Origin of the sequence: Bifidobacterium sp. M3-N-101, assembly GCF_023656805.1 — a bacterium.
Lineage (GTDB): Bacteria > Actinomycetota > Actinomycetes > Actinomycetales > Bifidobacteriaceae > Bifidobacterium > Bifidobacterium breve.
The window spans coordinates 196,867-223,469 of the sequence record NZ_JAMOKQ010000005.1; the positions used below are offsets into that span (position 1 = coordinate 196,867).

The following is a 26,603-nucleotide window of genomic DNA, read 5'->3' on the forward strand; positions in this document are numbered from 1 at the left end:
TGTGTACCGGGACAAAATCATCGGCAGACATACTGTTGGTATCCATAGGGAATGGCGAAACGACGCTGTTGAGCATGGAGAGGAATCCCGAATACTTCCATACTGAAGGTGAGCAACTGTCCCGGTTCGTAAAAAAGAGTCAAAATCGACTACCGGGCCAAAATACGCGGCTAACGCTCCATCATCAAGCGTTCAGGTTTCCTGAAGTAGCAGAAGTGGTGCAGCTGCAAGGCGCGTCGAGGAAGGTGCCGAACTGTATAGAGGACAGCCCAGTGGGCTGTCCTCACCTGAGGGGAGCGGCTGTACCGCAACGGTTGCGTGTAGCGCAACAGGTACGTCGACGAGACAGCAACGCGGCAGATGCGCCGTTCTGCTACTTCAGGGCTTTGAAGCCGATGTCGTGGCGATAGAACATTCCCCGCAGTTCGAATTTATCGATGATTGCGTAGACCTTGTCCTGCGCGGATTTGATATCCGGAGCGGAGGTCTCAACGAGCAGCACGCGGCCAGAGTTGGCCACAAGGTTACCGTGCTCGTCAGAGGCGACACCGGCGTAGTAGACGTGAGAATCCTCGTCAACGTCGATTTCGGGCACGTGAGCACCCTTGATAACGTTCTCCGGGTAGCCGTTGGAGGCAATCACCACACCAAGGGTGGCGTTGGACTCGTTCCACGTGAACTCAGGGGTTTCGCCGTCGAGAATGGCGGAGATGCCAGCGCCAAGGTCGGAAGTGAGCTTGGGGAGCACGACTTCGGTTTCCGGATCGCCAAAACGAGCGTTGAATTCAATGACCTTCGGGCCGTCGGCAGTGGCAATCAGGCCGGCGTACAGAATGCCGGTGAACGGCGTGCCTTCTTCAGCCATGCCCTCAACGGTGGGGCGCACGATAGTTTCGATGGCTTCGTCAACCACGGACTGCGGAATCTGCGGAACCGGGCTGTAGGCACCCATGCCGCCGGTGTTCGGGCCTTCGTCGCCGTCATGGGCGCGCTTGTGATCCTGGGAGATTGGCATCGGCCAGAAATCGGTGCCGTTGACGAAGCTCATCAGGGAGAATTCCTGACCGTCCAGGAAGTCCTCGATAACGACCTTGGCGCCGGCAGAGCCAAAGCGGTGGTCGATAAAGATGTCTTCGAGAGCACGCTGAGCGGTGAGCTCGTCCATGGCCACGGTCACGCCCTTGCCGGCGGCCAGGCCATCGGCCTTGATAACGATCGGAGCACCATGCTCGTGTACGTAGTCCTGAGCCAGCTCAAGATCGCTGAAGGTCTTGTACTGGGCGGTCGGAATGTTGTGACGGTCCATGAGCTGCTTGGCGAAATCCTTGGAGCCTTCAATCTGGGCGGCGGCCTTGGATGGGCCGAACGCCTTGATGCCGGCGGCGGCGAAATCGTCCACAATGCCTTCGATCAGCGGGACTTCCGGGCCGACGAGCACCCAGTCGTAGTCGTTGTCCTTCACGAAGTCGATGAGTGCGGCGTGGTTCGACTGGCTGAGCTGCGTGGTGTGGATGCCGTCCTTGAGCATGCCCGGGTTGCCGGGGGCCACGGTGACTTCGTCAACGCTCGGTGCCTTGAGCAGCGTGTAGGCGATGGTGTGCTCACGCGCTCCGGAGCCGATGACCAATACTTTCTGACCCATGTTGTTCCTTTCCTGCGGAAAGCGAGTTACTTCAGTACGATTTGCGTGCCGGTGGTGTCGGCGGTGATGGAGCCGAGCACGTAAGCGGGCTCGTTGTTGTCGGTGAGCAGCTTCAGCGCCTCGTCCTTGCGGGCGGGGTCGATGGCGAGTACCATGCCGATGCCCATGTTGAAGATGTTGTACATCTCCTTGTGATCGATGTTGCCGGCCTTCTCCAGCACATCGAAAATCGGGAGCACAGGCCAGGTGCCGAGCTCGATCTCAGCGGCCAGGCCGTCCGGAATCATGCGCGGGATGTTCTCGATGAAGCCGCCACCGGTGATGTGGGCCACGCCCTTGACCACGCCTGCCTTGAACAGCGGGGAGAGAGCCTTGACGTAGATCTTGGTGGGGGTGAGCAGCACGTCGCCGAGCTTTTCGCCGTCCAGCTCGTCAAGTTCGGTGTCCACGGTGTAGCCAGCCTGCTCGAACAGGGCCTTGCGCACCAGAGAGAAGCCGTTGGAGTGTACGCCGGTGGAGGGCAAGCCGATGAGCACATCGCCCTCGGCAATGGTGGAACCGTCCACGATGGCGGACTTTTCGGCGACGCCGACCGAGAAACCAGCGAGATCGTATTCGTCCTCGTCGTACATGCCCGGCATTTCAGCGGTTTCACCGCCGACCAGTGCAGAACCGGCCCGCACGCAGCCGTCGGCCACGCCGGCCACGACCTGCTCGAGCAGAGCCGGATCGTTCTTGCCGCAGGCGATGTAGTCAAGGAAGAACAGCGGTTCGGCACCCTGAGCGGCGATGTCGTTGACGCACATGGCCACGCAATCGATGCCGATGGTGTTGTGCTTATTTGCCATCTTGGCGACCATGAGCTTGGTGCCCACGCCGTCGGTGCCGGAGATGAGAACCGGCTCTTTGTATCCAAGGGAAGCCAGGTCAAAAAGGCCGCCGAAGCCGCCGATACCGCCGACCACACCGGGGCGGTTCGTGCGAGCCACGTGCGACTTGATGCGCTTGACGACTTCGTACCCGGCTTCGACGCTCACGCCGGCGTTCTCATATGCTTGTGGCATTTGGTTGGGCCTTTCTACTTATTCTGGCTCCCATCTGGAGGGGAGCTGTCGGCGAAGCCGACTGAGGGGAGGCAAGCGCCTCCGGTCAAGGAGTTGTTGGATGGGTTGATGATAAGTTACTGGGCATCCGGCTGCACGGTGTTGTACTCGTTGCCGACGTACTTGCTCTTGTACAGCGCGAACTCAGGCAGTCGCACGCGATCCTCGGGGGTGAGGGACTTCAGGAAGTCGGCCTCATAGTCGTCCAGAGCGGTGGGGTAGTCGCCATTGAAGTAGGCGACGCACAGGCCGCCGTACGGGGCATCGGCGTTCAGTCCGATGGATTCGACCAGGCCGTCCAGAGATAGGTAGGCCAGCGAATCGGCGCCGATGTAGTCGCGAATCTCTTCCACGCTCATCTTGGCTGCGATGAGTTCCTTGGTGGTGGAGATGTCGATGCCGTAGAAGCACGGGTACTTGAGCGGCGGCGAGCTGATGCGCATGTGCACTTCGGCGGCGCCGGCCTCCTTCAGAAGCTGGACGATGCGACGGGAAGTGGTGCCACGCACGATGGAGTCATCGATGACGATGACGCGCTTGCCCTTGACCACGCCACGTACGGCGGACAGTTTCATGCGCACGCCCTGCTCGCGCAGTTCCTGCGTGGGCTGAATGAAGGTGCGGGCCACGTACTGGTTCTTGATCAGACCCATCTCGTTGGGCAGCCCAGCCGCTTCCGCGTAGCCGGAGGCCGCGGACAGGGAGGAGTTCGGCACGCCGATGACCATGTCGGCATCGACCGGCGATTCCTGTGCCAGGCGTGCGCCCATGCGCTTGCGGGCGGAGTGCACGTTGATGCCGTAGATGTTGGAATCCGGGCGGGCGAAGTAGATGTACTCCATCGAGCAGATGGCCAGCTGCGTGTTGTTGGTGTACTGCACGATCTTGTAGCCGTGGTCATCTACCACCACGATTTCACCGGGGCGGATGTCGCGCACCAGCTCGGCGCCGACCACATCGAGGGCACAGGTTTCGGAAGCGAGCACGTAAGCGCCGTTCTTCATCTTGCCGAGGGAAAGCGGGCGGAAGCCGTTCGGGTCGAGTGCGCCGATCATGGCGTCTTCGGTCATCAACAGGTAGGCGAAGCCACCATGCACCGTGTTGAGCGCTTCCTTGAGCTTGTCCATAAAGGTGCGTTGCAGGGAGCGGCGGATGAGGTGCATGAGCACCTCGGTGTCGGAGTTCGAGTGGAAGATCGCGCCTTCGTCTTCCAGCTTGCGGCGCAGTGACGGGCAGTTCGTCAGGTTGCCGTTGTGGCACAGAGCCACGTCGCCATCATGGAAGCGGAAGATGAACGGCTGGATGTTGTCCGTGGTGCCGGAGCCGGCCGTGGCGTAACGCACGTGGCCGATGGCTCGGTCGCCTTTGAGCCGTTCGATTTCGCGCTCATCGCTGAACACCTGGGTGAGCAGTCCGAGTCCGCGGTGGCCGGTCAGATGGCCGTGATCGTTGGAGACGATGCCGGCACCTTCCTGACCGCGATGCTGCAGCGCGTGCAGGCCGAAATAGGTAAGTCGGGCGGCGTCGGGGTGGCCCCACACGCCGAAGATGCCACATTCCTCGTGAATGTCTTCGAGTTCAGCCGACAAGCCAAAGCTCCTTTTTCAAACAGGGGATTAACTATCTGCCAACCCTACCAATCGGCGGCTACATCGCGTGTTGTCTCACAGCGAATCATTCTCAATAAGAAAAGTGTGCGGGTGAAAGGCGGCGAAATGAACATTGGTCACCGAGAAGCCCTGATATTCCGTCAATTGTGGAAATGTTCGATTGTGCCGAGATGTTTGGATTGCTCGCACTTTTCTTGTTGAGAATGATTCGCTGCGCACTGTCGAACAAATGTTCGATTGCTTTGCTATGCTAGTCAAGCTGCTGGCAGTGGATAAGGAGGTGATGGCGATGGCCCGAGACATGCAACGCGAGCATGTCTATATCGCCATAGACCTTAAGTCCTTCTACGCCTCGGTGGAGTGTGCGGCGCGCGGGCTCGACCCGTTGACCACGCATCTGGTGGTGGCCGACGAGACCCGCACCGACAAAACCATCTGCCTGGCGGTCTCACCGTCGCTCAAGGCCTATGGCATTCCTGGTCGTGCACGGCTGTTCGAGGTAAAACAACGCTTGAGCGGGGTCAACATCGAGCGCGCGGTCCATGCTCCTGGAGGTCGATTGATCGGGGAGTCCTGTGATGCGTGCGATCTGGAACACTCGCCAAGACTCAAGGCCTCGATGGTCATCGCCAAGCCGCGCATGGCGCATTATTTGGAAGTCAGCGGGCAGATCTACGGTATCTATCTCAGGTACGCCGCTCCCGAACACATCCATGTGTATTCGATTGATGAGGTGTTTATCGACGCCACGCCATATCTGCGCTCGCTGGGCATGGGGCCACATGCGATGGCGCGAACCATTGTGCGCGAGATTCTTGCTGAAACCGGCATCACCGCCACTGCCGGTATCGGCACCAATATGTATCTGGCAAAAGTCGCTATGGACATCGTCGCCAAACATATGCCGGCCGACGCGGACGGCGTGCGTGTGGCCGAACTGAATGAGATGTCATACCGGCGGCTGCTCTGGGATCATCGTCCGCTCACCGATTTCTGGCGGGTTGGGCGTGGTTATGCCAAGAAGCTCGAGCATGCCGGCTTGATGACCATGGGCGATATCGCCCGATGCTCGGTTGGGCGTGCCTCGGATTACTACAACGAGGATCTGCTGTACCGCATGTTCGGCGTGAATGCCGAATTGCTGATCGATCATGCATGGGGCTGGGAACCGTGCGAGATTGAAGACATTCAATCCTATGAGCCGGATGCGCACAGCATCAGCAGTGGGCAGGTGCTCACCGGTCCCGCCGACTATGCCACGGCCCGACTGATTACCAAGGAGATGGCCGATGCGCTCGCCCTCGATTTGGTTGATAAAGGCGTGCTGACGAATCGACTCACGCTTGCCGTTGGCTATGACATCGGCAGTTTGGACGCGTCGAAGCTCGATTCATGCGCTGATTATGCGATGAAACGTGCCGCTGAGCGTGCGGCGAAAAGTTATCAGGGGCCGGTGACCGTCGACCGGTTTGGGCGTAAAGTGCCCAAGAGCGCGGTCGGGTCGATTGGTTTGGGTGATTTCACGTCATCTTCGGCGCGTATCCGTGAGGCCATGACGATGCTGTACGAGCGCATTGTGGATTCACGCCTGCTCGTGAGACGCCTGACCGTCATCGCCGATGATGTGGCCACGCCGGAGGAGCTTGCCGCCGGCAAACGCTATGAGCAGCTCGACCTGTTCGGTGATGACGAGGCTCAATCGTATGGGTCCGAGCCCGCTGATGACAGAGATGGTGAGCATGATATCCAGCGTGCGCTGCTGGATGTGAAACGTAAATTCGGCCGCAACGCCGTCATCAAAGCCATGGATATGGAAGACGGTGCCACCGGTCAGACTCGCAACCGTCAGATTGGAGGTCATCGCGCATGACCTTGCAAGAAACTCACGCATACGATGACATCATCAACCTGCCCCATCACCAGTCGCGCAAGCATCCACACATGTCTCGCCGCCAGCGGGCTGCCCAATTCATGCCGTTCGCGGCTCTGACCGGTTACGGCCAAGTCATCGAGCAGGCAGCAAAAAACGCCGAAACCGCCATCGCTCAGGCCGAGGCCCAAGGCGATACCGATTTCGGCGCTTAACAATCGCTCCCGTTGGAGGAAGTCTCAGATCCGTCAGCCCACGTGACGCTCAAAGCGGTGGAAGCCAGTGATCTTGTCGATCTCGGCCATCGCATCGGCTGGAATCTTGAAGCCGGCGGCCTTCATGTTGTTCTCCAGCTGGCTGGGCTTGGAAGCGACTTCGGTGAACGGAAGGGGGAAGCGCGTCACTGTTGCGGATTTGACTGGTGTTGGCGTGAAGGCTGGTATTCCGCGGACGCGCTGTATTGCTATTGCCAATGAGATGCAAGATAGGATTCGTGATGCTGGGTTTGCCGTCCGAGATTGATGGTTTCGCCATACTTTTAGGTATCTACTTCTAGTTTTTCCAATACGCATTCTCTAGTACGTTTGCCTTTTGAAAAGCTTCGCGATAGGCGGTGATAAGGTCCGGCAAACGCATTGAGGCGTTGGCCGGGCTGGTGGAGGGCAGTTGGGTCATACCGATGGCGATGCCGGCTTCGGTCAGGCGCGGCTCGATAAGTTTGCGGTAAAGTTGCGCTGATTTCGCGCCGGTTGCGAAGATGTGGGCGATCGGAGCGCCGCGCAAGATTGGTGCCAAGTCGTTGGGCACGGCATTGCGGATGCTGGCATCGCTGGCTCCGGTGATATCGCAAGAAGCAATGACATCCCATAACGCAATGTGGTGGCGCAGAGCAAACGCACGACGGGACTCAGGTAAATCGCCGACAGCGTCAGTAGGATCAGCGGAGTTGGCAAACAGCGCCTGCATCACCGGCCAAAACCGGTTCTGCGGATGCATATAGTAAAACGCCGCCGCTCGGGATTTCGGACTCGGCATCGATCCCAAAATCAAAGCCCGGGACTCACCATCCCACACCGGCCCAAACCCATGCTCCACATGTTCGCTCATAAGCCCCATATTATGCCGTTTGGTCTTGAAAATAGTTCGGGGGCGGACAGTTAATGTCATATTCCCTCAAAGAGAAGAAGGATTTACAATGAAAAAAGGTGGAAGAAATTGCCAGTGAAGGCACAAGCCATTCTTATTGGTGTTTTAGTCGTCGTTTGCGCAATTGCTGCGGTATTTGGATATAGGTCAGTTGACAATATGCTGCATCCTCAGGCGACTCTGACCAATTCGGTTGTGGCCAGGCAGTTGGAAAAGATTCAGGATCTTACTACGGCCAAGGAAACCGATTTTGGTTTTGAAGAGTATAAGGAAGGCAACATTGCTCCACGCCAGATCGTCCTCGAAGCCATCCGGCAACGGAACCAGCGGATTCTTCCACATCCGGAAATCCGCAACCAGCCGCTTCAACTCCTCGACATACCGTCGCTCATCCAACCGAATGGACATCCCCACTCACCCTCCTTTGCACTACCATCCCAGCACACAACCAGACGTCACGTCATGGGCAGCGCCGTACACACGCCAATGACGAACAACGCCTCGGCGGTGAGCCAGAACGCGGCCGGCCACTCGCCACACGACTCACGACGATTATCCACACAAAAACAGGCAGCCGCCAAATCCAACGGGAACCACAGGAACCCAACGAACAACGCAACCAGCGGGGCCGCCACCAACGCGAAACCGCTCACATGACGGGTCAACGCGATGCCGATGGCCGCGACCAGACCAACCACGCCGCCACCATACGATATATAGCGAGGAAGAATGTTCGACCCACGATGCCGATCCTCCCGGTACAGGAACAGGGAACCCGACACCAGCAGTACACCGGCCACCAAGCCGGTCACCCACCAACCACCCGACGCGGGTTGTGCCAAAGGCGCAGGCAGACGATCAGACGACCAGTCCACGAAATCCCCCGGCTTCAACAAGCCAGTCGCCACATACCGGTCCCACAACCACCTACGACCAACCTCCTGGCCCACAAACGAACCAGCCGCAAGCATCGCCAAGGAGGCGAACATCACGAAAGGCACGGTCAGACGAGGCCACAAACTGCCAATCGCGTAAACGATGAACGGAGACAACGCTATCGACGCAAACACAATGACGAACACCCCAACATTGGGGACGGCCGCCAACGGCCACCAATCACCCGACCCATTCGCCTTCGCCGCATCCATGAACACTACCTGCACCACCACGGACACCACAAAAACAAACAGGAACCACAAAGACTTCAACACCACGCCACGCATTCCGAACGCACGACGCCCCGGACGCGGACCATGCAGATGAGGAACCGTCAGCGCAAACAAACCATGACTCTCATACTCCAGAGTCGGACCACCATTCGCCGAGGAACGACCCCGGATATCCTTCTCGACAGTCTTCAACATATCCCTGACCACGGGATTATTCTGATCGGAGGCGAGAAGACGCCGACGAAGATCCTCATTCTTCTCATCCTCCGAAAGCTCCTTCCACCGCGCGTAAGCCTCCCGCCCACGCTCAGCAGCATCCGATTTCCTGCTCATCGTCAATCATCCATCCTTTATAGATCACTGATACCAACTCGAATGGCATTAGATGCCTCAGCCGCCCCATCGGACAACTTTCCCGGTGCCTGATATATGGTCTTGAAATTCCATAACTGATCTGGATCCGGAACGAGCGTCTTGAAATAATCCTGTGGCGAATGCTTCCACTGCAGACCACCATCCGCAGTCGGATTCACAAACGGCTTCACCACTTTCGCCGTATTCAACGTGTCATACGTCGCGTTGGCATACGCCAAAAAATGCTGGCCAATATTCATGGTGTCCCACACCGTCCGACGGGTGTCGACAGCCGCGATATTCTTCATGTCGTGGATACCCCGAAAATCGGTATACCCGGTTCGGGCATTCATAATTGTGTTGCCGATGGACCACCCGTGGCCTTTGCTCCAATCTCCGAATCTCTTGAACTGACCATCCCAGAAATCCCTCATCACCGTGTTGTTTGGGTTAGAATGAGCGGCATTCGCGGCCTGTTTCGCATCCTGCCATCCGGAGACGAAACGATTCCATGCCCTGCCACTGTTCTTCAACGAATGCTGGATACCGACTACGGTGTTATGCATTCCCTCACCTAGAGCATTCCATCCCTGCCTTATCATCCCCTTGGCAAAGACTTTCGCGCCGTCATGATTCAAAGTATCCAACACATGCTCCCGCGTTTGCATTGTCCACTCGCTTCCGTCACTTAGTAGCTTATGGAATCCGCGATTTTCAGAAGCTTCTTACCCCACTTAGTCGGCTGCCACAGTCTTGCGCGTAAAGCTTTTTGTAAATTGCGTTAATCACCACCATGTCTCTCCTCAATAAAAAAAATCATTTGTGATGTTCTATACGTTTGAGGCCCGTGCCGGCGTCGATCTGAGTAAGGCTGAGATTGATGTCAATAAGCATAATCGAACCATCGACATCACGCTGCCAGCACCTACTATCTAGTCAGTTTCGGTGGACCCGGATTCATTGAGATTCTTTGATGAAGAATCTTCACTATTTAACGGCAATGAAGTTTCAGATACAGCAGATGCCTTGAAAGACGCCAAAACGCAGTCGGAAAAGAAACTGAATAAGGGGGATTTGTTGAAGAATGCTAATGAGCAGGCAAAAACGGTGATTGAAAAGATGTATTCATCTATTGCAGAAATGGACTCGTATACGGTGAATATCCACACAACAGAGCCGAAAAAAATAGTCTACATTGTTGCCAAGCGCTGTTACTCATGCTATGAGGCATGAGTAACAGCGCTTTTTTATGGTATAGCAAGGTCAATTATTTATCGTCAAAAATCAGTTGGGAACTGATTTATTCTTGGAGGTTATGCAGTCGCGTCATAGGAAAAACGAGGAATTGAGAGGACTCTTATGATTTCCTATGTACGAAACGTGGGTAAGACGGTACTTGCAGCGGTCGTTAGTTTGGTGTTCATCGTTGGCGCTGCAGGCTGCGGTAACACTCAAAAGGATGACGGTCCAGACTATGCGGATGATGAGGCGATGTCCATAATCGCAAAAGCGTATCAGAAGCGTTCGGATGTTCTCGACCAGTACGAGCAGAAGAAAGATACCGATTCCGTCAAGCATGTCAAAGATGCTGTTCAGGCTGAAATCGATAACGATGAGCCTTTGAAAGAGCGGCAGTTCAAGGATTCGAAGTTGCAGGAGAAAGTCATTACTTATATCAACCTGCTTGAGGATTCACAAAAAGTGAACGAGGATTATTCCTATCTCAGCTCGGATTACAGCACCGAATGGACTAAGGTATACGATAAGCGTTCGGCATTGCTCAAGGATTTTGTCGATAATTACAAGCTCACGGTAGACAGTAAATATCAAGATCCATTGAATGATATTGTTGCCAACGGTTCGTCCGTCAAGAAAAAGACGGAAACGGAAGACGCGCTGAATAATCTGATTGCCTCTGCGACTTTTGAGAAAACTGATGACGGATATGGCTACTACGCATACTCAGCCGTCATCGAAAACATCAGCGGAATCGATTTCGGTACCGTCAACTTGATATTGGCTCTATACGATGCCGATGGCGTGAAGGCTGCCGAAGTATACGCCAGTACTAATGCTTGGCCTGCAGGAGAAAAGGTAAAATTCGAAACCGGTAGCGATGCCGATGCGGCGCAGGTGAAGGCATCTGTCGACCACTATGAAGTAGACGATTAAGCGTATCCATACACAACAGATAGTGATGGCCCACAGGGAATCTTCCTGTGGGCCATCACTATTAAACGTCAATATCAGTCAACTTACGCCGAGAACTGTTTGCCGAATTCCGAGAAGAGCTGGCGGCGGGCGAAGACGAGCAGGCCGAGCAGCACCAGCAGGGAGACCAGCCCGCTGACCATCACCAGCACATCCCACGGAGCCCAGCCGAGCGGAATGAACGTCAGAGGCAGCAGACCAGCGACGATGTCGAACGCCAGATACTTGGCATACTCGTCAATGGCCTTGGCTCGCAGCACGATAAGCAGCACCACGTCAAAGACCAGCGAAACCAGACACGTGATCGGTATGACGAACATGGTGACGACATGATTCATCGTCGCCACAAACCAGACCAGTGCAATCGCCAGCATGATATAGAAATATCGAAACATGAGGCGAAGCGGCCGCGGCACGTGCAGAATCGCACTATTGATGAACAGCACGCTGATGATCAGCGCGGCCGCCGATGCACTGGCAATCGGTATCGGCCACGAAAACAGATAGCTGAAGAATCCATGCAGCAGCAAAATCGCGCCGGTTACAAACGTGATGATTTCCACCGCCAAACGCCTCGGACGCAGATAGATCTGCTGCGCGGGGAATGCAGCGGGGGAGGCCTCGCCGCGCAATTCGTTCTGGCAGAGCGGGCAACGGGCCATATCGCCGGTGAAATCGACGGTGCAGGCATCGCAATGCTTCATGCCGACGCTCCTTTCTCCACATGCACGCCAGCGATGTTCATACGGCCGCTGATGCCCTGCGCGGCGAGAATCCGACACAGATTCTTGATGACGTTCAGATCATGGTAGATGGTGGAGATGCCGATGCTCAGGTCGTCGCCGAACGAGCAGACCGTGAAATTCAGGCTGGCCGGTGTGGTGAGGAAGCTCACCGAACGTACATGACGCGCGAGTCGTTCGTCCAAGGTGATTCGGCCAAGGTTCGAGACGGTGGTCGTGGTCTCGCGGTCGGCGATGAACCGGGCCAGCTCCAGCACCCAGTCCTTGGCAGGGGAGGGCGCGAGACGCAGCACCGGATTCTTTTCCAGCGCAATCATGCGGTTCATATGCGATTCGACGCGCTCGCGACTGGTGGCATGGCCGAGCTGCTCCTGCACCTGGCGGGCGATGTCGGCCAACGGCTCATCGGTCAGCAATCTACCCATACCGTTGCCGTGCGCGGTGCGGGCGGCGGACTGCTGGCCGTCGCCGGCTGCGTCTGGGCTTGTTGCGGAAGTTTTCGCGGAGTCCTCATCGGCTTCGATTTCGGCCGGCGTGTACGCCACGTAAGTCATGCCGTAGAAGTTGCGCACGGTCTCCGACCTGAAGAAGGCGCGCAAGTCGACCGGAATATCCACGCGAATCGCGCGATTGCGGGCGCGCGAGGGCATGACGTCGCGAATCGCGCACAGTATCGCGGCGATGAGGTAGGAGGTGAGACTCACTCCGCACTGATGCGCTGCACCAAGCACCTTGCTGGCGCTGACGTGGTATTCCATGAACGTAGGCGCGGCCCGGTCGATGGGGCCGGCCATCCGGTAGATTTTCGTGCCTGGCGCAGCGCCGGCCTTGTCTTTCTCGTAGTATTTGTCGAAGCTGTTTTCGGCTTTGTCGCTATCCGAACCGTCGTAATCCGAAGGCACGCCCGGCACGTCGTACCGCTCGGCGATGTAGGCGTGCAGCAGTGACTTGAACAGGTTGATGGCGCCGCGACCGTCCGAAATGATGTGCGAGACCTCGAGATTGACACGATTGCGGAAATAGCTTACGCGGAACAGCATGCTTTTGGGTCCGTAATGCAGCCGCGAGCATATCGGCAGATGTTCCGGCTCCACCAGCGGCCGGCCGTCCGACTGTTCGAGGTAATGCCAAAACATGCCGTTGAGCAGGTGCACGTTGAAGCTCGGGAACTGGGCGATGGCATGGTCGAGCGCGTGCTGCAGGATGTCCGGATCGATGTCGTCCGCCAGCTCGGCCGAATAGCGGAACACGGTCTGCGAGGAGCGGCCAGCCTGGGAGGAGTAGAACTTGCCGATGTTGTCTAGTCGGTACCAAGTACGTCTTGCCACGCGTAGCCTCCCTCCGGTGCGTTGGCGGTGGTGCCGGTGCCGGGAGCTGGTTCCAGCGGTGTGCCGTCGAGGAAATGCTCGATGATTCGGTAGGTGGTGGCCACCAGTCCCACGGCCGACGTATTGAGCAGGTAGCCGTGGATGCCATCGTGAATTCGGTAACAGGAGACGTTGTCGTTCACCAATTGCAGGCGACGGGCGTACGCTTCATCCTCGTCTCTGAGCGGGCAGTATTCGGCGGACAACACCAGCGTGCGCGGCTGATTGCTCAGGTCGTGCGCGGTCAGCGGCGCGAAATACGGATTGGTCAGGTCGGCCACGGACGAACGGTACATGTCGATGTAATCGGCCATGTCCTGTGCGGTGAGGATGTAGTCGGTTCCGTTGGTCCGCACCGATTCGAACGGGCTGGTCTCGGGATTGTAGTCGTTGCCGACTACCGGGTAAAGCAGCATCTGCGTGCGCGGCATGAACTCGCCGCGGTCACGGGCCATGAGCGAGACGGCGGCCGCAAGATTGCCGCCCGCGCTGTCGCCAAACAGCACGATGCTGTCGGGATCGGGAGCGGGGTCAGACATATCGCCCCCGCTGGCGGGAATGTCTCTCTGGTCCGCAGGAATATCGCTCCCGCCGGCAGGGGCTGTCGGCAAAGCCGACTGGGGGTGGCCATCAGCGGCAGAACCTCCACCCACCCCAGAAATCGGCAACTCCCCGGCAAACAACTGCCGGGCCGCCTCATAGCAATCCTCAACGGCAGTAGGGAAGCGGTATTCAGGAGCCAGCCGGTACTCGACCGCAATCACACGGCGCTGCAATCGCACGGCCATATGCGCGCAAGCCTGCGTGTACAGGTTGATGCCGCCCGTGGCCCAACCTCCGCCGTGGAAAAACAGGATAGTGCCATGTGGCGTAATCACGGGGATTTCCGTGCCGGAGTCGTCGGGAATGCTGCCGGTGTTGCCGCTCGACGTGCTTTCCTTGATGGGTATTTTGGGTAGGACTTTGGGTAATACGGCGGGCAGAATCGCGGATATTGCCGAGGCCACTGGCGTGTCATTGGCGGAAGATTCCTCCAGGGCTTCGGGCAGGGGCGCTCCATAGGCGACCAGCGGCGTGAACACTCGCAATGGTACGGCATATCCATCCGCCATAGGCGCCGAAATATCCTCGACACGGCATTTCGGATTGGCGGGTGCCTGCTTGGCGATAAGCTCTTCCGCCACGCGCTGCAATTTGTACGACTTGCCCGCGTTGGGCTTGATGTAGCTGGCGGCCTTCATCGCGGTGAACAATGCCTCGTTGATCGGCATGACGACAGGTCCTTTCAGCGGCGGATTCGGTAGTGCGAACACCCCAACCTTAGCCCATGACCGGCATGAACAAAAAAGGGAAGGAACCCGAGAGTTCCTTCCCTGTGTGCCGTATCAGGCGCGATGTGCGCCGATTATCAGGCGGCGAAGTATTCCACGCCGGCCTCGAAGATCGGCTGGTACTTGTTGCCGGGCACGTTGACGTACAGGCCGTTGCCGGAACGCTCCGAGTGGCCCATCTTGCCGAACACGCGGCCGTCCGGGCTGGTGATGCCCTCGATGGCGAGCAGCGAGCCGTTCGGGTTCACGTCCAGATCCATGCCGGGGGTGCCGGTCTCGTCCACGTACTGCGTGGCGATCTGGCCGTTGGCCTTGAGCTGGGCGAGCACCTCGTCGGAGGCCACAAAGCGGCCCTCGCCGTGGGAGATGGCCACGGTGTGGATGTCGCCCACCGAAGTCTTGGCCAGCCACGGGGAGAGGTCGGAGGCCACGCGCGTGCGGACCAGTCGGCTCTGGTGACGGCCGATGGTGTTGAAGGTCAGCGTCGGGCAGGTGTCGGTCATCGGCACGATGTCGCCGTACGGCACCAGACCCAGCTTGACGAGCGCCTGGAAACCATTGCAGATGCCGAGCATCAGGCCATCGCGGTTCTTCAACAGGTCACGCACGGCCTCGGTGACGGCCGGCGCACGGAAGAACGCGGTGATGAACTTGGCGGAACCGTCCGGCTCATCGCCGCCGGAGAAGCCGCCCGGAATCATCACGATCTGGCTCTTGTTGATTTCCTTGACCAGTGCCTGCGTGGATTCGGCGACGGCGGCCGGCGTCAGGTTGTTGACAATCAGCGTGGTCACGTCGGCACCGGCGCGCTCGAAGGCGGCGGCGGAATCGTACTCGCAGTTGTTGCCCGGGAACACCGGGATCACCACGTGCGGCTTGGCAACGGAAGAACCTGTGTACGCGGTCTTCTTCGGTGCGTGGAAGTCGATGGTCTCGACGGTCTTGCCCTTATCCTCGCCCTTGGAGCGGTATGGGAACACGGATTCGATGCCGGACTCCCAAGCTTCCTGCACGGCGTTCAAGTCCAGCGTCTCACCGGCGGCCTTGAACGCGTATTCAGAGGTGGTGGTGCCGATTTCGCCGATTTCGACCAGGTTGGAGACGGCCGGAAGCTTGGCGTTGTCTGCCAGCTCGACGATGAACGAGCCGTATGCCGGGGTGAACAGGTCATCCACGGCGATGCTGTCGTTCAGGGTCACGCCAATGCGGTTGCCGAGCGTCATCTTGAACAGGGCTTCGGCGGTGGCGCCATAGCCCGGCGTGGAGACGGCCAAGGCATCGTGGAAGTCGGTGAGCTCCTCGATCACGGAGAATGCCTCAAGCAGCGCGTCCTTGTCCGGAGTCAGGCCGTCGGCCAGGTAACGCGGTGCGATACGCACGATACGGTGGTCGGCACCCTTGAACTCGGGGGAGGTGGCGCGCTTCATGTTGCCCACGGCCACGGCGAAGGAAATCAGCGTTGGCGGCACGTCGAGATCCTCGAACGAGCCGGACATGGAGTCCTTACCGCCGATAGCACCGGCGCCCAGATCAACTTGGGCCATCAGCGCACCGAGCACGGCGGCCGTCGGCTTGCCCCAGCGTTCCGGCTCGTCGCGCAGCTTCTCGAAGTACTCCTGGAAGCTCAGGTAGGCCTTCTCATGCTCGAAGCCTGCCGCGACCAGCTTGGCCAGCGACTCGACCACAGACAGGTATGCACCGGTGAACTGGTTCTTGGACATAATGTATGGGTTGAAGCCCCACGCCATAGCCGAAGCGGTGGTGGTCTCGCCGAACACCGGCAGCTTGGCGACCATGGCCATGTTCGGGGTGAGCTGACGCTTGCCGCCGAACGGCATAAGCACGGTGCCCGCGCCGATGGTGGAGTCGAAGCGCTCCGACAGACCCTTGTTGGAGGCCACGTTGAGATCGGTGACCATCTTGTTCATGCGCTCGGCCAACGTGCCCTCGCCCCACGGGGTCTCGTAGCCCTGCTGGGCTTCGACGTGCACGGTCTGGTGCTTGGAGGCACCGTTGGAGGCCAGGAATTCACGGGACAGGTTCACGATTTCGTCGCCGTTCCAGGTCATCACCATGCGCGGATCCTCGGTCACACTGGCAATCACCGTGGCTTCGAGGTTCTCTTCGCGAGCGTAGGTGAGGAACTCGTCCACGTCCTCGGCGGCCACGTCCACGGCCATACGCTCCTGAGATTCGGAGATGGCCAGTTCGGTGCCGTCCAGGCCCTCGTACTTCTTGGGCACGGTGTTGAGGTCCACGAACAGGCCGTCAGCCAGCTCGCCGACCGCCACGGACACTCCGCCCGCGCCAAAGTCGTTGCAGCGCTTGATCAGACGGCAGGCATCGCCACGGCGGAACAGACGCTGCAGCTTGCGCTCCACAGGAGCGTTGCCCTTCTGTACCTCAGCGCCGTCGAGTTCCAAGGACTCTACATTGTGAGCCTTGGAAGCACCGGTAGCACCGCCGATACCGTCACGACCGGTACGACCGCCCAGCAGGATGATCTTGTCGCCGGGGGCCGGGGTCTCGCGGCGCACGTGGTCGGCCGGGGTGGCGGCTACGACCGCACCCACCTCCATGCGCTTGGCCACGTAACCGGGGTGGTAGATCTCATCGACCTGGCCGGTGGCCAGACCGATCTGGTTGCCATAGGAGCTGTAGCCGGCGGCAGCGGTGGTCACGAGCTTGCGCTGGGGTAGCTTGCCCTCGAGTGTCTCGGACACCGGCACGGTCGGGTCTGCGGCGCCGGTGACGCGCATCGCCTGATACACGTAGGAACGGCCAGACAGAGGATCGCGAATGCAGCCGCCGATGCAGGTGGCCGCGCCGCCGAACGGCTCGATTTCGGTGGGGTGGTTGTGGGTCTCGTTCTTGAACAGGAACAGCCAGTCCTGATTCTCGCCGTTCACATCAACCTTGACCTTGACGGTGCAGGCGTTGATTTCCTCGGACTCATCGAGACCGGTAAGGATGCCGTTCTTCTTGAGCCACTTGGCGCCGATGGTACCCATGTCCATGAGGCAGACGGGCTTGGCGTCGCGGCCGAGCTCGTGGCGCATGTCGAGGTAACGCTGGAAGGCGGCCTTGACGGTGGCGTCATCGATGTCCACTTCGTCCAGTTCGGTGCCGAACGTGGTGTGACGGCAATGGTCGGACCAGTAGGTGTCGATCACCTTGATTTCGGTGATGGTGGGCTCGCGGCCCTCCTCGCTGAAGTACTTCTGGCAGAATTCGAGGTCGGCCAGATCCATGGCCAAGCCGCGTTCGTCGATGAACTTCTGGCCGGCTTCGGCGTCCATCTCGTTGAAACCGGCGATGGTCTCGACCTTGCCGGGCACCGGCACCTGGGTCTTCAGGGTTTCCTTGGTCTCCAGGCTGGCCTCGCGGGCCTCGACCGGGTTGATCACGTAATGCTTGATGGTGTCCACGTCGGCGTCGGTCAGTTCGCCTTCCAGCGCGTACAGCTTGGCGGAGCGGACCGTCGGGCGCTCGCCCTGGGAGATGAGCTGGATGCATTCGGCGGCGGAGTCGGCGCGCTGGTCGAACTGGCCGGGCAGGAACTCGGTGGCGAAGACCTTGGCGCCGGCGAAGTCGGGCAGGTCGTAGGCCACATTGTCCACCTGAGGCTCGCTGAACACGGTGGGCACGGTCTGGTCGAACAGCTCCTGGGAGATGCCTTCGACGTCGTAGCGGTTCACGATGCGCAGGGCCTTGAGGCCGGTCAGTCCGAGGATCGTGTGCAGTTCGCCCGCAAGCTGCTGGGCTTCGACATCAAAGCCGGGCTTCTTTTCCACGTACACGCGAAAAACCATGGAAATCCTTTCTTGAAATTATTGAAAAATTGAAGAAGTGCGGTAAAAGAACTTGGCTCCCCTCTCTGAGGGGAGCTGTCAGCGAAGCTGACTGAGGGGAGTTGTCATGGCGGTGAACGTCTTGACCTCCCCTCAGTCGCCTATCGGCGACAGCTCCCCTCAGAGAGAGGAGCCAGCTATATGTTCTGCTACCTGCACCTAAACGACTTACTCGGCGACTTCGATGCCTTCGGACTTGGCGAGCTCGGCCAGACGTTCCTCGATCTCCTCGTAGGCCGGGATGATGCTGCCCAGACCACGGCGGAATAGGTCCTTGTCGAGGTGCTCGACCTTGCCGGAGTGGTCCTTCTGATCCCACAGACGGCAGGAATCCGGGGTGATTTCGTCGGCCAGCAGCAACGTGCCGTCGGTGGCGCGACCCATCTCAATCTTGAAGTCAACCAGCTTGACGTCGATCTTGGCGAAGATCTCGATCAGGGCCTCGTTGATCTTACGAGCCAGCGGGGCGATCTCAGCCAGATCCTCACGGGTGCACACGTCAAGGGCCACGAGGTCATCATCGTTGACGAACGGATCATGCAGATCGTCGTTCTTCAGGAAGTACTCGAGCACCGGCTCCTTGAGCGGCAGGCCTTCCTCCACGCCCAAGCGGGAGCAGAAGTGACCGGCGGCCACGTTACGCAGCACGATCTCCAACGGGAACATGTTCACCTTGCGTACCAGCTGGCCGGTGTCATTCACGCGCTTGACGAGGTGGCTGTCGATGCCGCGCTTCTTGAGCAGGTCGAAGATGATGGTGGTGATGAGGTTGTTCAGACGGCCCTTGCCGGTGAAGTCTTCCTTCTTCTCACCATCGCCAGCAGTGGCGGTATTCTTGTATTCGACCCACAGAACCTCGGGATCATCGGTTGCGTACAGTTGCTTGGCCTTGCCCTCGTAGAGCTTTTCCAGCTTCTCCATGACTCACCTTTCAGGAGTGAAATTTCTAGGTGAACTAACGGTAAAAGGGTACCAATCGAGGGCTACAACAACACTCACGGATTACTTCACGGTAATAGTCAGCGCATCGGCCACGTGGGCGGCCTTGGCGCGGGCGTCGGCTTCGGATTCGCCGACGGCCAGTGCCACGGCCATGCGGCGGTGGCCATGCACTTCGGGCTTGGCGAAAATACGCAGATCAGTGCTGGGCTCGGCCAGTGCGGCGGCCACGTCGGTGAATTCGGCTTCGCCATCGCCGGCCACCACGATGGCGTGGCTGGCAGCCACCGAGCCGCTCGGAATTGTAAGTGCCACATGCTCAGCAGTAATCGGCAGACCTAGAATCGCGCGAGCGTGCAGCGCGAACTCGCTCAGGCGCTGGGAAGCCATCGTCACCATGCCGGTATCGTGCGGGCGGGGAGAAACCTCGTTGAACAGAATCGAACCATCGGTGAGCACGAACAGTTCCACGCCGAACACGCCCCAACCGGTTTCACCGGCTGCCTGTGCCTTGGCCACCAAGCCTTCAACGACGGTGCGTGCAATGTCTTGAGCCCGCTCAGATTCGCCGCCTGGCTCAGCGGCCGGCTGCCAAGACTCGCGATAATCGCCGGACTCCTGACGCTGACCAATCGGCGCGCATGTCACAATACCGGCGGACGAAGAAACAGTCAGTACCGTCAACTCACGTTCCAATGGGGCCAACGCTTCCACGATTACTCGCGACACATCACCTTCATCGGCGGCACGGCGGCCTTCCTGAGCCTCGGTCCAAGCGGCATCGATGGCATTGGCGGAACGTACCACCGACTGACCGTGACCAGACGAGCTCATCAACGGCTTGACCACGCATGGATAGCCAACTTCCAAAGCCCCGGCGCGCAGCTCTTCCAACGAACCAGCGAAACGATACGGCGTGGTCGGCAAGCCCAGCTCCTCGTGAGCCAGCACGCGTAGGCGTTCGCGATCCATGCAGATCGCAGCAATCTCGGCACTTGGCACTACTTGGGCACCGGCAGCTGCAGCTCCGGCCAACATGTCGGTGGCGATGGCCTCCACTTCGGGCACGATAATGTCCGGCTTGACTTCATCGAACAACACCTGCAGCTCGGCGGCATTCGCCATATCCAGCACGCGATATTCATGCGCCACTTGCTGGGCTGGAGCACCGGCATAGGAGTCGGCTGCGCACACCCATGCGCCCAGCCGCATCAGCTCAATGGCCACTTCCTTGCCTAGCTCGCCTGCACCCAGAAACAGCACGCGGGTGGGATGTTTGCCCAGCGGTGTGCCGAGCGGGCGGTTCACGGCAGGAATTGCGGGGGAGGGGGAAGTCACGGCAGTATTCACGGCGTTCTCAGTCATACCCACATTCTGCCATGCTGCATGGAATAGGCGAGCGCTCCACGGTGCGGTGAATGACCCACGGTGCAGTGAAATCCGCACGGTGCAGTAATGCAAAATGGCTTAATTCCGCAGTTTGCTAAAATCGTGTTACCGCACGGTGCGTTTTTTACCGCACGGTGTGACGTTTACCACATGATGGGGTTGCGATTCAGGACAGAAAGCACATTCCCATGGAGGTTTCACCGTCCCAAGGAATAATGGGAACTTTGGCCGCCTGAGGGAAGCCTGAGAGTGGTCGATACAGCACCGCATGCCATTGAAAAAAAAGTTGTCCTGCCCGTAACCTGCCATAAATACTGCGTATAGACACGCCATTGCGCGCGTAACAGAGCTGCCGTACCTTAGCAATCACCGGCCGATGAGGTTTGTAGTACGGTCGGGCCAACGTTTTGGGGATGACGGCGGTGTTCCAAAACCAGTACGCCGCTGGCTGGATACAGGGGAGGCCGGCATACCGATGTCGAACGCGGCTTTGATTTCTCAGCGGGCAGCAGGGTTGCCGGGCAATCCTTTTGCCGAGGCGGATGCCCGAGCTGCAGCAGCCATCGCCGCCGGCGAAGATGTCATCGACTTAAGCAAAGGCAATCCGGATGGTCAGCCACCTGCATTTGTGCAGGATGCGCTCGCTCATGCCGCCCATGATCCTTCCCTGTTTCGCTATCCGTCATTTGATGGTTTGCCGGAATACCTGAATGCTATTGCCGGTTGGTACGAGAGCAAGCACGGTGTCTCCGTGGACCCGGCCACTCAACTGCTGGCGACTTCCGGCTCGTCAGTAGGCATTGCCACTGTTATTCAGGCGCTTATCGATCCGGGCGAGACGGTTGTTGCTGTCAATCCTTATTACCCGCAATATGAAGGTTCCACGGCGGTTGCCGGAGGTCGATTCGAGACGATTCCCGCCGATCCGGCGCGTGGTTTCCTGCCTGATTTGGATGCTGTTGATCCGGCTGTGTGGGAACGTGCGAAGCTGCTGATTCTCAACTATCCCAACAATCCGACCGGCGCTGTGGCCGCGCCGGAACTGTATGAAACCGCTGTACGCCTAGCTCAGCAGTATGGGTTCATCGTGCTTAATGATTTTGCCTATGCTGGGCTTGAATTCGGAAGTACGCGCTCGCTGAGCCTATTGGAGACACCCGGTGCGCTTGATGTGGCTCTGGAACTTGGGTCACTCTCCAAAATGTATATGGTGGCCGGCTGGCGCGGTGGATTTGTGGCTGGGAATGCAGAAGTGTTGGCTGAGGTCAAGGCCGTGCACAGGCAGACCGCGGTACTGGCGTCCAGCGTCATCCAGCAGGCCGGTGCAGTGGCATTGGAATCCGATCAGAGCACTGTGGCGGCGCTCGCCGTGCAATACCAGCATCGCTTCGAAGTGGTGCGAGACGGTTTTACCCAAGCCGGCCTGCCGGTATCTGAAGCGCAAGGTGGACTGTTCGCATGGGCCAAAGTACCTGAGCGGTGGGGCAGCGCGGGCGTGCACGATGGCACAGTGAGTGAGGTTAGGGTTGCGGATGGCTCGGCAGACTTGGCAAATAATTCCTCGGCATTCGTAGATTGGTTGCTGAAGACCGCGGGTGTCGCATTGATGCCGGGCTCGTGCTTCGGCAAAGCAGGCGAAGGCTGGGTGCGTATCAGTTTGCTCAAACACACCGCTGATCTGTTTCAGGCTGCAGCGCGGGTTTCGAGGGCTCTGCAAGACAAGTGATTGCTATTCCTGTAGTGCGGCAACGATAGGTCACCTTATTGGGCAAACGTCGCTGAGCCATACCATTTCCTATTGGTCCGGACTCAGCCGCCAGATGTGACGGCTACGATGAAGCAATGCGCGAAAACGGGATTGAAAAGAGCATTGACCGCCCGCTGACCATCGCTCTGGTGGTGGATACCGTGGGCAGCCAGGGCAATGGCACGTCCAATTCGGCCTTGCAGTGGGCTGCTGAATTGGAGAGACAAGGGCATCATGTGCGGCTCGTAGGTGTTGGCGCCCCTGAATATCCCGCACGAGTGAACAAGGTTCCGCTCGTTTCCTGGGTGGCGGCTAAACAGCTCATGCAGTTCGCCGAGCCCAGTGACACGTTGTTCCGCACCGCGTTCCAAGGTGTGGATGTGGTGCATGTCTATATGCCGTTCAAGTTCGGCCGTCGTGCCGCAAAGGTCGCCCACCAAATGGGTATTCCGGTCACTGCCGGATTCCATCTGCAGCCTGAAAACGTGCTGTATTCCGCCGGTCCGTTACGCCATATTCCCGGCATCTCCAGCTTCCTGTACTGGTTATTCAAACATTGGCTGTACAAGCGCATCGATCATATTCATGTGCCCACCGAGATGACCGCCAGCTTGCTACGCGCGCACGGATACAAGGCGAAACTGCATGTGATTTCCAACGGTTATTCGCCTGTCTACTCACCCAAGAAGCCGGTTGATCCTGAGGCGTCCGCTCCGGTACCGTTCCGCGTTATTGCGTCCGGCAGGCTCGCCAGCGAGAAAGATCAGATTACGCTGATTAAGGCAGTTTCGATGTCGAAGCATGCTGGGGGCATTCAGCTCATCATCGCCGGTACCGGGCCGCTCAAACAGTATCTCAGGTTCCGTGCCGGTCGTTTGCTGGCACGCAAGGCCGACATCGGCTTTCACAAGCATGCCGATATGCCGGATCTGCTGCGTTCGGGCGATCTGTTCGTGCACTGTTCGATTGCCGACATCGAATCGGTGAGTGTAATTGAGGCGATGGCTTGCGGCTTGGTACCGGTGATTGCCGCGTCCGAATTATCGGCGGCCAGCCAGTTTGCGCTGCTGGGCGAATCGTTGTTCCCGGTGCAGAATGCGGCGATGCTGGCACGGCGTATCGATTGGTGGATCGAACATCAGGTTGAGCGTGCAGAATGGGGTGAGAAGTACGCCGAATACACCAAGGCGCACTATTCCGTGGAAGCCTCGGTTCACAAGTTCGTGGACATGGAACGCGAAGCCATAGGGGAGTAGGTTCGTTTTCACCGGGGTCTCTCCCTCAGTCCGCCTTCGGCGGCCAGCTCCCTCGTCAGAGCGAGCTTAAAAAACCTCCCTCTGACGAGGGAGCTGGCATCGCGAAGCGATGGCGGAGGGAGAGACCTGGAGCTCAACGGTCACAGCAACTCAATAAGCTGGTCGACCTCTTCGGGCGTGGTGGCCCAGCTCGTGCAGATGCGCATCACGGTATGCGTATCATCAGCCTTTTCAGTGAATCCAAGTTTCACGTCACGTTCGAGCCGGTCGATGGTCGGCTGGTCCATCGTCACGAAGATCTGATTGGTCGGTGCTTCGAAGGTGAGCGTGTATCCCTTGGCGTGCAGTGCCTCACGAATGCGGTCGGCCGCCTCATTGGCATTGCGGGCGATCTTGAAGTACAAGTCGTCAGTGAATAGTGCATCGAACTGCGCACCCAGCACGAAGCCCTTGGCCAGCAGCGCGCCATGCTGCTTGATACGGGTCAGGAAATGCTTCGGCGTGTTGTGCTTGGTGAACACAATAGCCTCGCCAAACAGGGCACCTACCTTGGTGCCGCCGATATAGAACACATCGGCGATGTTTGCCATATCTTCCAGCGTCATATCGCTGCCGGTGACGGTCAGTGCATAGCCAAGACGTGCGCCGTCCACGAACAGCGGCATGTCGTACGTATGCGCCACGTCGGCAATGGCCTGCAATTCGGCCTTGGAGTAGATGGTGCCGTATTCGGTGCTTTGCGAGACGTATACGGAACCGGGGAACACCATGTGCTCGTAGTTGCCGTCCGCATAGAAGGTCTTGCAGAATTCGTCCAATTCGGCCGGATCCATCTTGCCGTTGTGGTGGGGAATCGTGAGTACCTTATGGCCGGAGAACTCGATGGCGCCGGCCTCATGCACGTTCGGATGGCCGGATGCGACCGTGATCACGCCTGCATACGCCGGTGTGATGGTATCGATGACGACCTGGTTGGTCTGTGTGCCACCTACCAGGAACCACACGTCCGCATCCGGCTGGCCGCAAGCCTCGCGAATCTTCGCCTTGGCCTGTTCGGTAAGCTCGTCGGAGCCATAACCCGAATACAGATGATTGTTGGCTTCGGCCACGGCCTCCAGTACGGCAGGGTGGGCAGCGCGGGAGTAATCGTTCTCAAAAGACAGCATGATGGACCTTTATGTCCTTGGGTTTGGTGAAGTGGACAGCCCCGAGTGTACAACGTGGGGGTGCGCAGAAAAAACAAAAGACCCTTCCATGAACGGAAGGGTCTTGCTGGGGTGGCCAACGCGGCTCGAACGCGCGACCTTCTGAACCACAATCAGATGCTCTACCAACTGAGCTATGGCCACCATGGTGTTTGACTCGGCGCGCAAAGCGCTGAATTAGCACAACAGGTGAACACTATACACAATCCTGTGGAAAATGTGCGTGCCGGTGTGTTGCGATTGTGGCTCATCGCGTTCTCGCCCGTCGAAGGCATTGTTCTTTTGCATCTCATGCCTTGGGTGTGGACATGCGAGCGTTCACGATGCGAACAGAATTGTCCATTCTTGGTCAATTCCGTTTAGTTTCTTGCGATGTTACTTCACCAAACATAGAAGAGAGACATCATGGAGAAGGTCAAGGCTTTCGCTGATTGGCTGACCAAATGGTTCACCGCCATCGTTATCGTGTGGGCCGTATTCAACTACTTCGTGCCGGCTGCCAGCCTGTGGGGCAAGGCATACACCGGTTACATGCTGGGTATTGTGTTGTTCGGCATGGGCCTGACGCTGACGCTGGATGACTTCAAGCGCATTCTCACTCAGCCGCTGATGGTCATCGTCGGTACCATTGCCCACTTCATCATCATGCCGCTTATCGCTGTGGCCCTGTGCGCCATCTTCCACCTGTCCGGTCCGCTGGCCGTCGGCGTGATTCTGGTTGGCTGCTGCCCGTCCGGTACCTCCTCCAACGTGATGAGCTACCTCTCCCGCGGTGACGTGGCGCTCGATGTCTCCATCGGTATCCTTTCCACCCTGTGCGCTCCGTTCATGATTCCGCTGCTGATGCAGCTGCTGGCCTCCCAGTACGTGTCCGTGCCGGTCGAGTCCCTGTTCCTCAACGCCGTCAAGGTGGTGCTCTTCCCGATCGCCCTCGGTGTGATCTGCCACATGATCTTCGGCAAGAAGATCGAAAAGATTACCGTGGCCCTGCCGATCGTCTCCCAGGTGGCCATCCTGCTGATCATCGGCGTGGTCGTTGCCGCCAACGGCCCGAAGTTGTTCGTGGCCAGCTCCCTGATGGCCATCCCGGTGGTCATCCTGCACAACCTGTGCGGCTACTCGCTGGGCTTCGGCTTCTCCAAGCTGATGTACAAGATCTACCCGAAGGGCTTCCGCTACGCACAGCAGAAGGCCATCACCTTCGAAGTCGGCATGCAGGATTCCGCTCTGGGTGCAACCCTGGCTCTGACCTCCTTTGCCTCCAACCCGATTGCCGCCGTGCCGTCCACCTTCTTCTCCGTGTGGCACAACATCTCTGGTTCCATCCTGTCCAGCTGGTGGCGCAACCACGATGACAAGCACGAGATCCACTGGGATTCCGACAATGGCGAGAAGGGCTCTGCCAAGAACGTCGCGACCGGTGATCACCCGTTCGATGCTGACAAGAAGGCAACCGCTGATGCCAAGGTCGAAGGCTGATTTTCTCAGCTGAAAACCGACTGCGCAATAACCGCTCCCGCCTACTCCCGATTACTGTTTTGGGCGTTCCCGATGTCTATTTAGAAGTACAACACCCTTGTTGGTCCTGTAATTCTAACAGTTCGTCGGCGAACGCCTCGGCGGGCGTGCGGTAGCCGAGCACGCGCATGGGGCGGTTGTTGATCTCGTCG

21 protein-coding genes, 1 tRNA gene and 2 pseudogenes are annotated in these 26,603 nt (G+C 58.4%); 7 read left to right on the forward strand and 17 right to left on the reverse strand.

Annotated elements, in window-relative coordinates:
* Nucleotides 1-373 precede the first annotated feature (373 nt).
* The 3 genes from purD to purF form a co-directional block, all read right to left on the reverse strand.
* The gene (gene purD, locus NBH12_RS05480) at nt 374-1,642 is read right to left on the reverse strand and encodes a phosphoribosylamine--glycine ligase (protein WP_050824720.1); all 1,269 of its coding nucleotides are present in this window, start codon (nt 1,640-1,642) and stop codon (nt 374-376) included.
* 26 nt (nt 1,643-1,668) lie between these two features.
* Complete coding sequence (purM, locus tag NBH12_RS05485; RefSeq protein WP_052828997.1) at nt 1,669-2,706, reverse strand: phosphoribosylformylglycinamidine cyclo-ligase; 1,038 nt, start codon at nt 2,704-2,706, stop codon at nt 1,669-1,671.
* A 116-nt stretch (nt 2,707-2,822) separates the two neighbouring features.
* Nucleotides 2,823-4,334 (reverse strand): amidophosphoribosyltransferase, encoded by a 1,512-nt coding sequence (gene purF / locus NBH12_RS05490; protein WP_052828996.1) that lies wholly within the window; start codon nt 4,332-4,334, stop codon nt 2,823-2,825.
* A gap of 310 nt (nt 4,335-4,644) precedes the next feature.
* Between purF and NBH12_RS05495 the strand changes: the two genes are divergently transcribed.
* Nucleotides 4,645-6,225: a Y-family DNA polymerase gene (locus tag NBH12_RS05495; protein WP_171842515.1), complete on the forward strand. Its 1,581-nt coding sequence runs from the start codon at nt 4,645-4,647 to the stop codon at nt 6,223-6,225.
* On the forward strand, nt 6,222-6,440 hold the full coding sequence (locus NBH12_RS05500) for a hypothetical protein (RefSeq protein ID WP_052787422.1): 219 nt from the start codon (nt 6,222-6,224) through the stop codon (nt 6,438-6,440). Before NBH12_RS05495 ends, NBH12_RS05500 begins: the two co-directional genes overlap by 4 nt.
* Nucleotides 6,441-6,473: 33 nt before the next feature.
* On the opposite strand, the gene NBH12_RS05505 is transcribed toward NBH12_RS05500, so the two are convergent.
* From NBH12_RS05505 to NBH12_RS05525, 5 genes are all read right to left on the reverse strand, one after another.
* Nucleotides 6,474-6,629, reverse strand: coding sequence for a hypothetical protein (locus NBH12_RS05505; RefSeq protein WP_250819254.1), 156 nt, complete (start codon nt 6,627-6,629; stop codon nt 6,474-6,476).
* 148 nt (nt 6,630-6,777) lie between these two features.
* Nucleotides 6,778-7,332: a DNA-deoxyinosine glycosylase gene (locus NBH12_RS05510; RefSeq protein WP_025341635.1), complete on the reverse strand. Its 555-nt coding sequence runs from the start codon at nt 7,330-7,332 to the stop codon at nt 6,778-6,780.
* Between the two features lie 186 nt (nt 7,333-7,518).
* Complete coding sequence (locus tag NBH12_RS05515) at nt 7,519-7,785, reverse strand: hypothetical protein (RefSeq protein WP_054321862.1); 267 nt, start codon at nt 7,783-7,785, stop codon at nt 7,519-7,521.
* A gap of 41 nt (nt 7,786-7,826) precedes the next feature.
* On the reverse strand, nt 7,827-8,873 hold the full coding sequence (locus NBH12_RS05520) for a hypothetical protein (RefSeq protein ID WP_052789622.1): 1,047 nt from the start codon (nt 8,871-8,873) through the stop codon (nt 7,827-7,829).
* A gap of 17 nt (nt 8,874-8,890) precedes the next feature.
* Entirely contained in the window at nt 8,891-9,562 is a 672-nt protein-coding gene (locus NBH12_RS05525) for a hypothetical protein (RefSeq protein WP_236717498.1), read from the reverse strand.
* 154 nt (nt 9,563-9,716) lie between these two features.
* Here NBH12_RS05525 and NBH12_RS05530 point away from each other — a divergent pair.
* Nucleotides 9,717-10,127 (forward strand): annotated as a pseudogene (locus NBH12_RS05530) (DUF4230 domain-containing protein).
* A gap of 147 nt (nt 10,128-10,274) precedes the next feature.
* Nucleotides 10,275-11,066 carry an FxLYD domain-containing protein gene (locus NBH12_RS05535; protein WP_115786396.1) on the forward strand — a complete coding sequence of 264 codons (792 nt, stop codon included), beginning with the start codon at nt 10,275-10,277 and terminating at the stop codon, nt 11,064-11,066.
* Between the two features lie 83 nt (nt 11,067-11,149).
* Here NBH12_RS05535 and NBH12_RS05540 read toward each other — a convergent pair whose 3' ends face one another.
* The 6 genes from NBH12_RS05540 to purT form a co-directional block, all read right to left on the reverse strand.
* On the reverse strand, nt 11,150-11,809 hold the full coding sequence (locus tag NBH12_RS05540; RefSeq protein WP_003828635.1) for a DUF6320 domain-containing protein: 660 nt from the start codon (nt 11,807-11,809) through the stop codon (nt 11,150-11,152).
* The gene (locus NBH12_RS05545) at nt 11,806-13,176 is read right to left on the reverse strand and encodes a hypothetical protein (protein WP_052792333.1); all 1,371 of its coding nucleotides are present in this window, start codon (nt 13,174-13,176) and stop codon (nt 11,806-11,808) included. The genes NBH12_RS05540 and NBH12_RS05545 overlap by 4 nt, the downstream gene beginning before the upstream one ends.
* The gene (locus NBH12_RS05550) at nt 13,149-14,486 is read right to left on the reverse strand and encodes an alpha/beta hydrolase (RefSeq protein ID WP_250819255.1); all 1,338 of its coding nucleotides are present in this window, start codon (nt 14,484-14,486) and stop codon (nt 13,149-13,151) included. Before NBH12_RS05550 ends, NBH12_RS05545 begins: the two co-directional genes overlap by 28 nt.
* 137 nt (nt 14,487-14,623) lie before the next feature.
* The gene (locus NBH12_RS05555; protein WP_250819256.1) at nt 14,624-18,358 is read right to left on the reverse strand and encodes a phosphoribosylformylglycinamidine synthase; all 3,735 of its coding nucleotides are present in this window, start codon (nt 18,356-18,358) and stop codon (nt 14,624-14,626) included.
* Between the two features lie 207 nt (nt 18,359-18,565).
* Nucleotides 18,566-19,318, reverse strand: coding sequence for a phosphoribosylaminoimidazolesuccinocarboxamide synthase (purC, locus tag NBH12_RS05560; protein ID WP_003828646.1), 753 nt, complete (start codon nt 19,316-19,318; stop codon nt 18,566-18,568).
* Nucleotides 19,319-19,399: 81 nt separating this feature from the next.
* Nucleotides 19,400-20,701 carry a formate-dependent phosphoribosylglycinamide formyltransferase gene (purT, locus tag NBH12_RS05565; RefSeq protein ID WP_015438575.1) on the reverse strand — a complete coding sequence of 434 codons (1,302 nt, stop codon included), beginning with the start codon at nt 20,699-20,701 and terminating at the stop codon, nt 19,400-19,402.
* Nucleotides 20,702-21,200: 499 nt separating this feature from the next.
* On the opposite strand from purT, the gene NBH12_RS05570 reads away from it, so the two are divergent.
* Together NBH12_RS05570 and NBH12_RS05575 are read left to right on the forward strand one after the other, a co-directional pair.
* On the forward strand, nt 21,201-22,451 hold the full coding sequence (locus NBH12_RS05570; RefSeq protein WP_174768108.1) for a pyridoxal phosphate-dependent aminotransferase: 1,251 nt from the start codon (nt 21,201-21,203) through the stop codon (nt 22,449-22,451).
* Nucleotides 22,452-22,567: 116 nt separating this feature from the next.
* The gene (locus tag NBH12_RS05575) at nt 22,568-23,728 is read left to right on the forward strand and encodes a glycosyltransferase (protein WP_014484007.1); all 1,161 of its coding nucleotides are present in this window, start codon (nt 22,568-22,570) and stop codon (nt 23,726-23,728) included.
* A 140-nt stretch (nt 23,729-23,868) separates the two neighbouring features.
* Here NBH12_RS05575 and NBH12_RS05580 read toward each other — a convergent pair whose 3' ends face one another.
* Nucleotides 23,869-24,894 (reverse strand): threonine aldolase family protein, encoded by a 1,026-nt coding sequence (locus NBH12_RS05580; RefSeq protein ID WP_014484006.1) that lies wholly within the window; start codon nt 24,892-24,894, stop codon nt 23,869-23,871.
* 107 nt (nt 24,895-25,001) lie between these two features.
* Nucleotides 25,002-25,077 (reverse strand) — tRNA-His (locus NBH12_RS05585).
* Nucleotides 25,078-25,338: 261 nt separating this feature from the next.
* On the opposite strand from NBH12_RS05585, the gene NBH12_RS05590 reads away from it, so the two are divergent.
* On the forward strand, nt 25,339-26,412 hold the full coding sequence (locus NBH12_RS05590; protein WP_080867876.1) for a bile acid:sodium symporter family protein: 1,074 nt from the start codon (nt 25,339-25,341) through the stop codon (nt 26,410-26,412).
* A gap of 76 nt (nt 26,413-26,488) precedes the next feature.
* Here the strand turns inward: NBH12_RS05590 and NBH12_RS10960 are convergent.
* Nucleotides 26,489-26,603: pseudogene (locus NBH12_RS10960) on the reverse strand (IS30 family transposase); the annotation flags it as partial.

Coding starts and splice junctions, on each gene's coding strand:
- purD (WP_050824720.1), bottom strand. CDS start 1,642: ATGGGTCAGAAAGTATTGGTCATCGGCTCCGGAGCGCGTGAGCACACC.
- purM (WP_052828997.1), bottom strand. CDS start 2,706: ATGCCACAAGCATATGAGAACGCCGGCGTGAGCGTCGAAGCCGGGTAC.
- NBH12_RS05495 (WP_171842515.1), top strand. CDS start 4,645: ATGGCCCGAGACATGCAACGCGAGCATGTCTATATCGCCATAGACCTT.
- NBH12_RS05500 (WP_052787422.1), top strand. CDS start 6,222: ATGACCTTGCAAGAAACTCACGCATACGATGACATCATCAACCTGCCC.
- NBH12_RS05510 (WP_025341635.1), bottom strand. CDS start 7,332: ATGAGCGAACATGTGGAGCATGGGTTTGGGCCGGTGTGGGATGGTGAG.
- NBH12_RS05520 (WP_052789622.1), bottom strand. CDS start 8,873: ATGAGCAGGAAATCGGATGCTGCTGAGCGTGGGCGGGAGGCTTACGCG.
- NBH12_RS05525 (WP_236717498.1), bottom strand. CDS start 9,562: ATGCAAACGCGGGAGCATGTGTTGGATACTTTGAATCATGACGGCGCG.
- NBH12_RS05540 (WP_003828635.1), bottom strand. CDS start 11,809: ATGAAGCATTGCGATGCCTGCACCGTCGATTTCACCGGCGATATGGCC.
- NBH12_RS05550 (WP_250819255.1), bottom strand. CDS start 14,486: ATGCCGATCAACGAGGCATTGTTCACCGCGATGAAGGCCGCCAGCTAC.
- NBH12_RS05555 (WP_250819256.1), bottom strand. CDS start 18,358: ATGGTTTTTCGCGTGTACGTGGAAAAGAAGCCCGGCTTTGATGTCGAA.
- purC (WP_003828646.1), bottom strand. CDS start 19,318: ATGGAGAAGCTGGAAAAGCTCTACGAGGGCAAGGCCAAGCAACTGTAC.
- purT (WP_015438575.1), bottom strand. CDS start 20,701: ATGACTGAGAACGCCGTGAATACTGCCGTGACTTCCCCCTCCCCCGCA.
- NBH12_RS05570 (WP_174768108.1), top strand. CDS start 21,201: ATGTCGAACGCGGCTTTGATTTCTCAGCGGGCAGCAGGGTTGCCGGGC.
- NBH12_RS05575 (WP_014484007.1), top strand. CDS start 22,568: ATGCGCGAAAACGGGATTGAAAAGAGCATTGACCGCCCGCTGACCATC.
- NBH12_RS05580 (WP_014484006.1), bottom strand. CDS start 24,894: ATGCTGTCTTTTGAGAACGATTACTCCCGCGCTGCCCACCCTGCCGTA.
- NBH12_RS05590 (WP_080867876.1), top strand. CDS start 25,339: ATGGAGAAGGTCAAGGCTTTCGCTGATTGGCTGACCAAATGGTTCACC.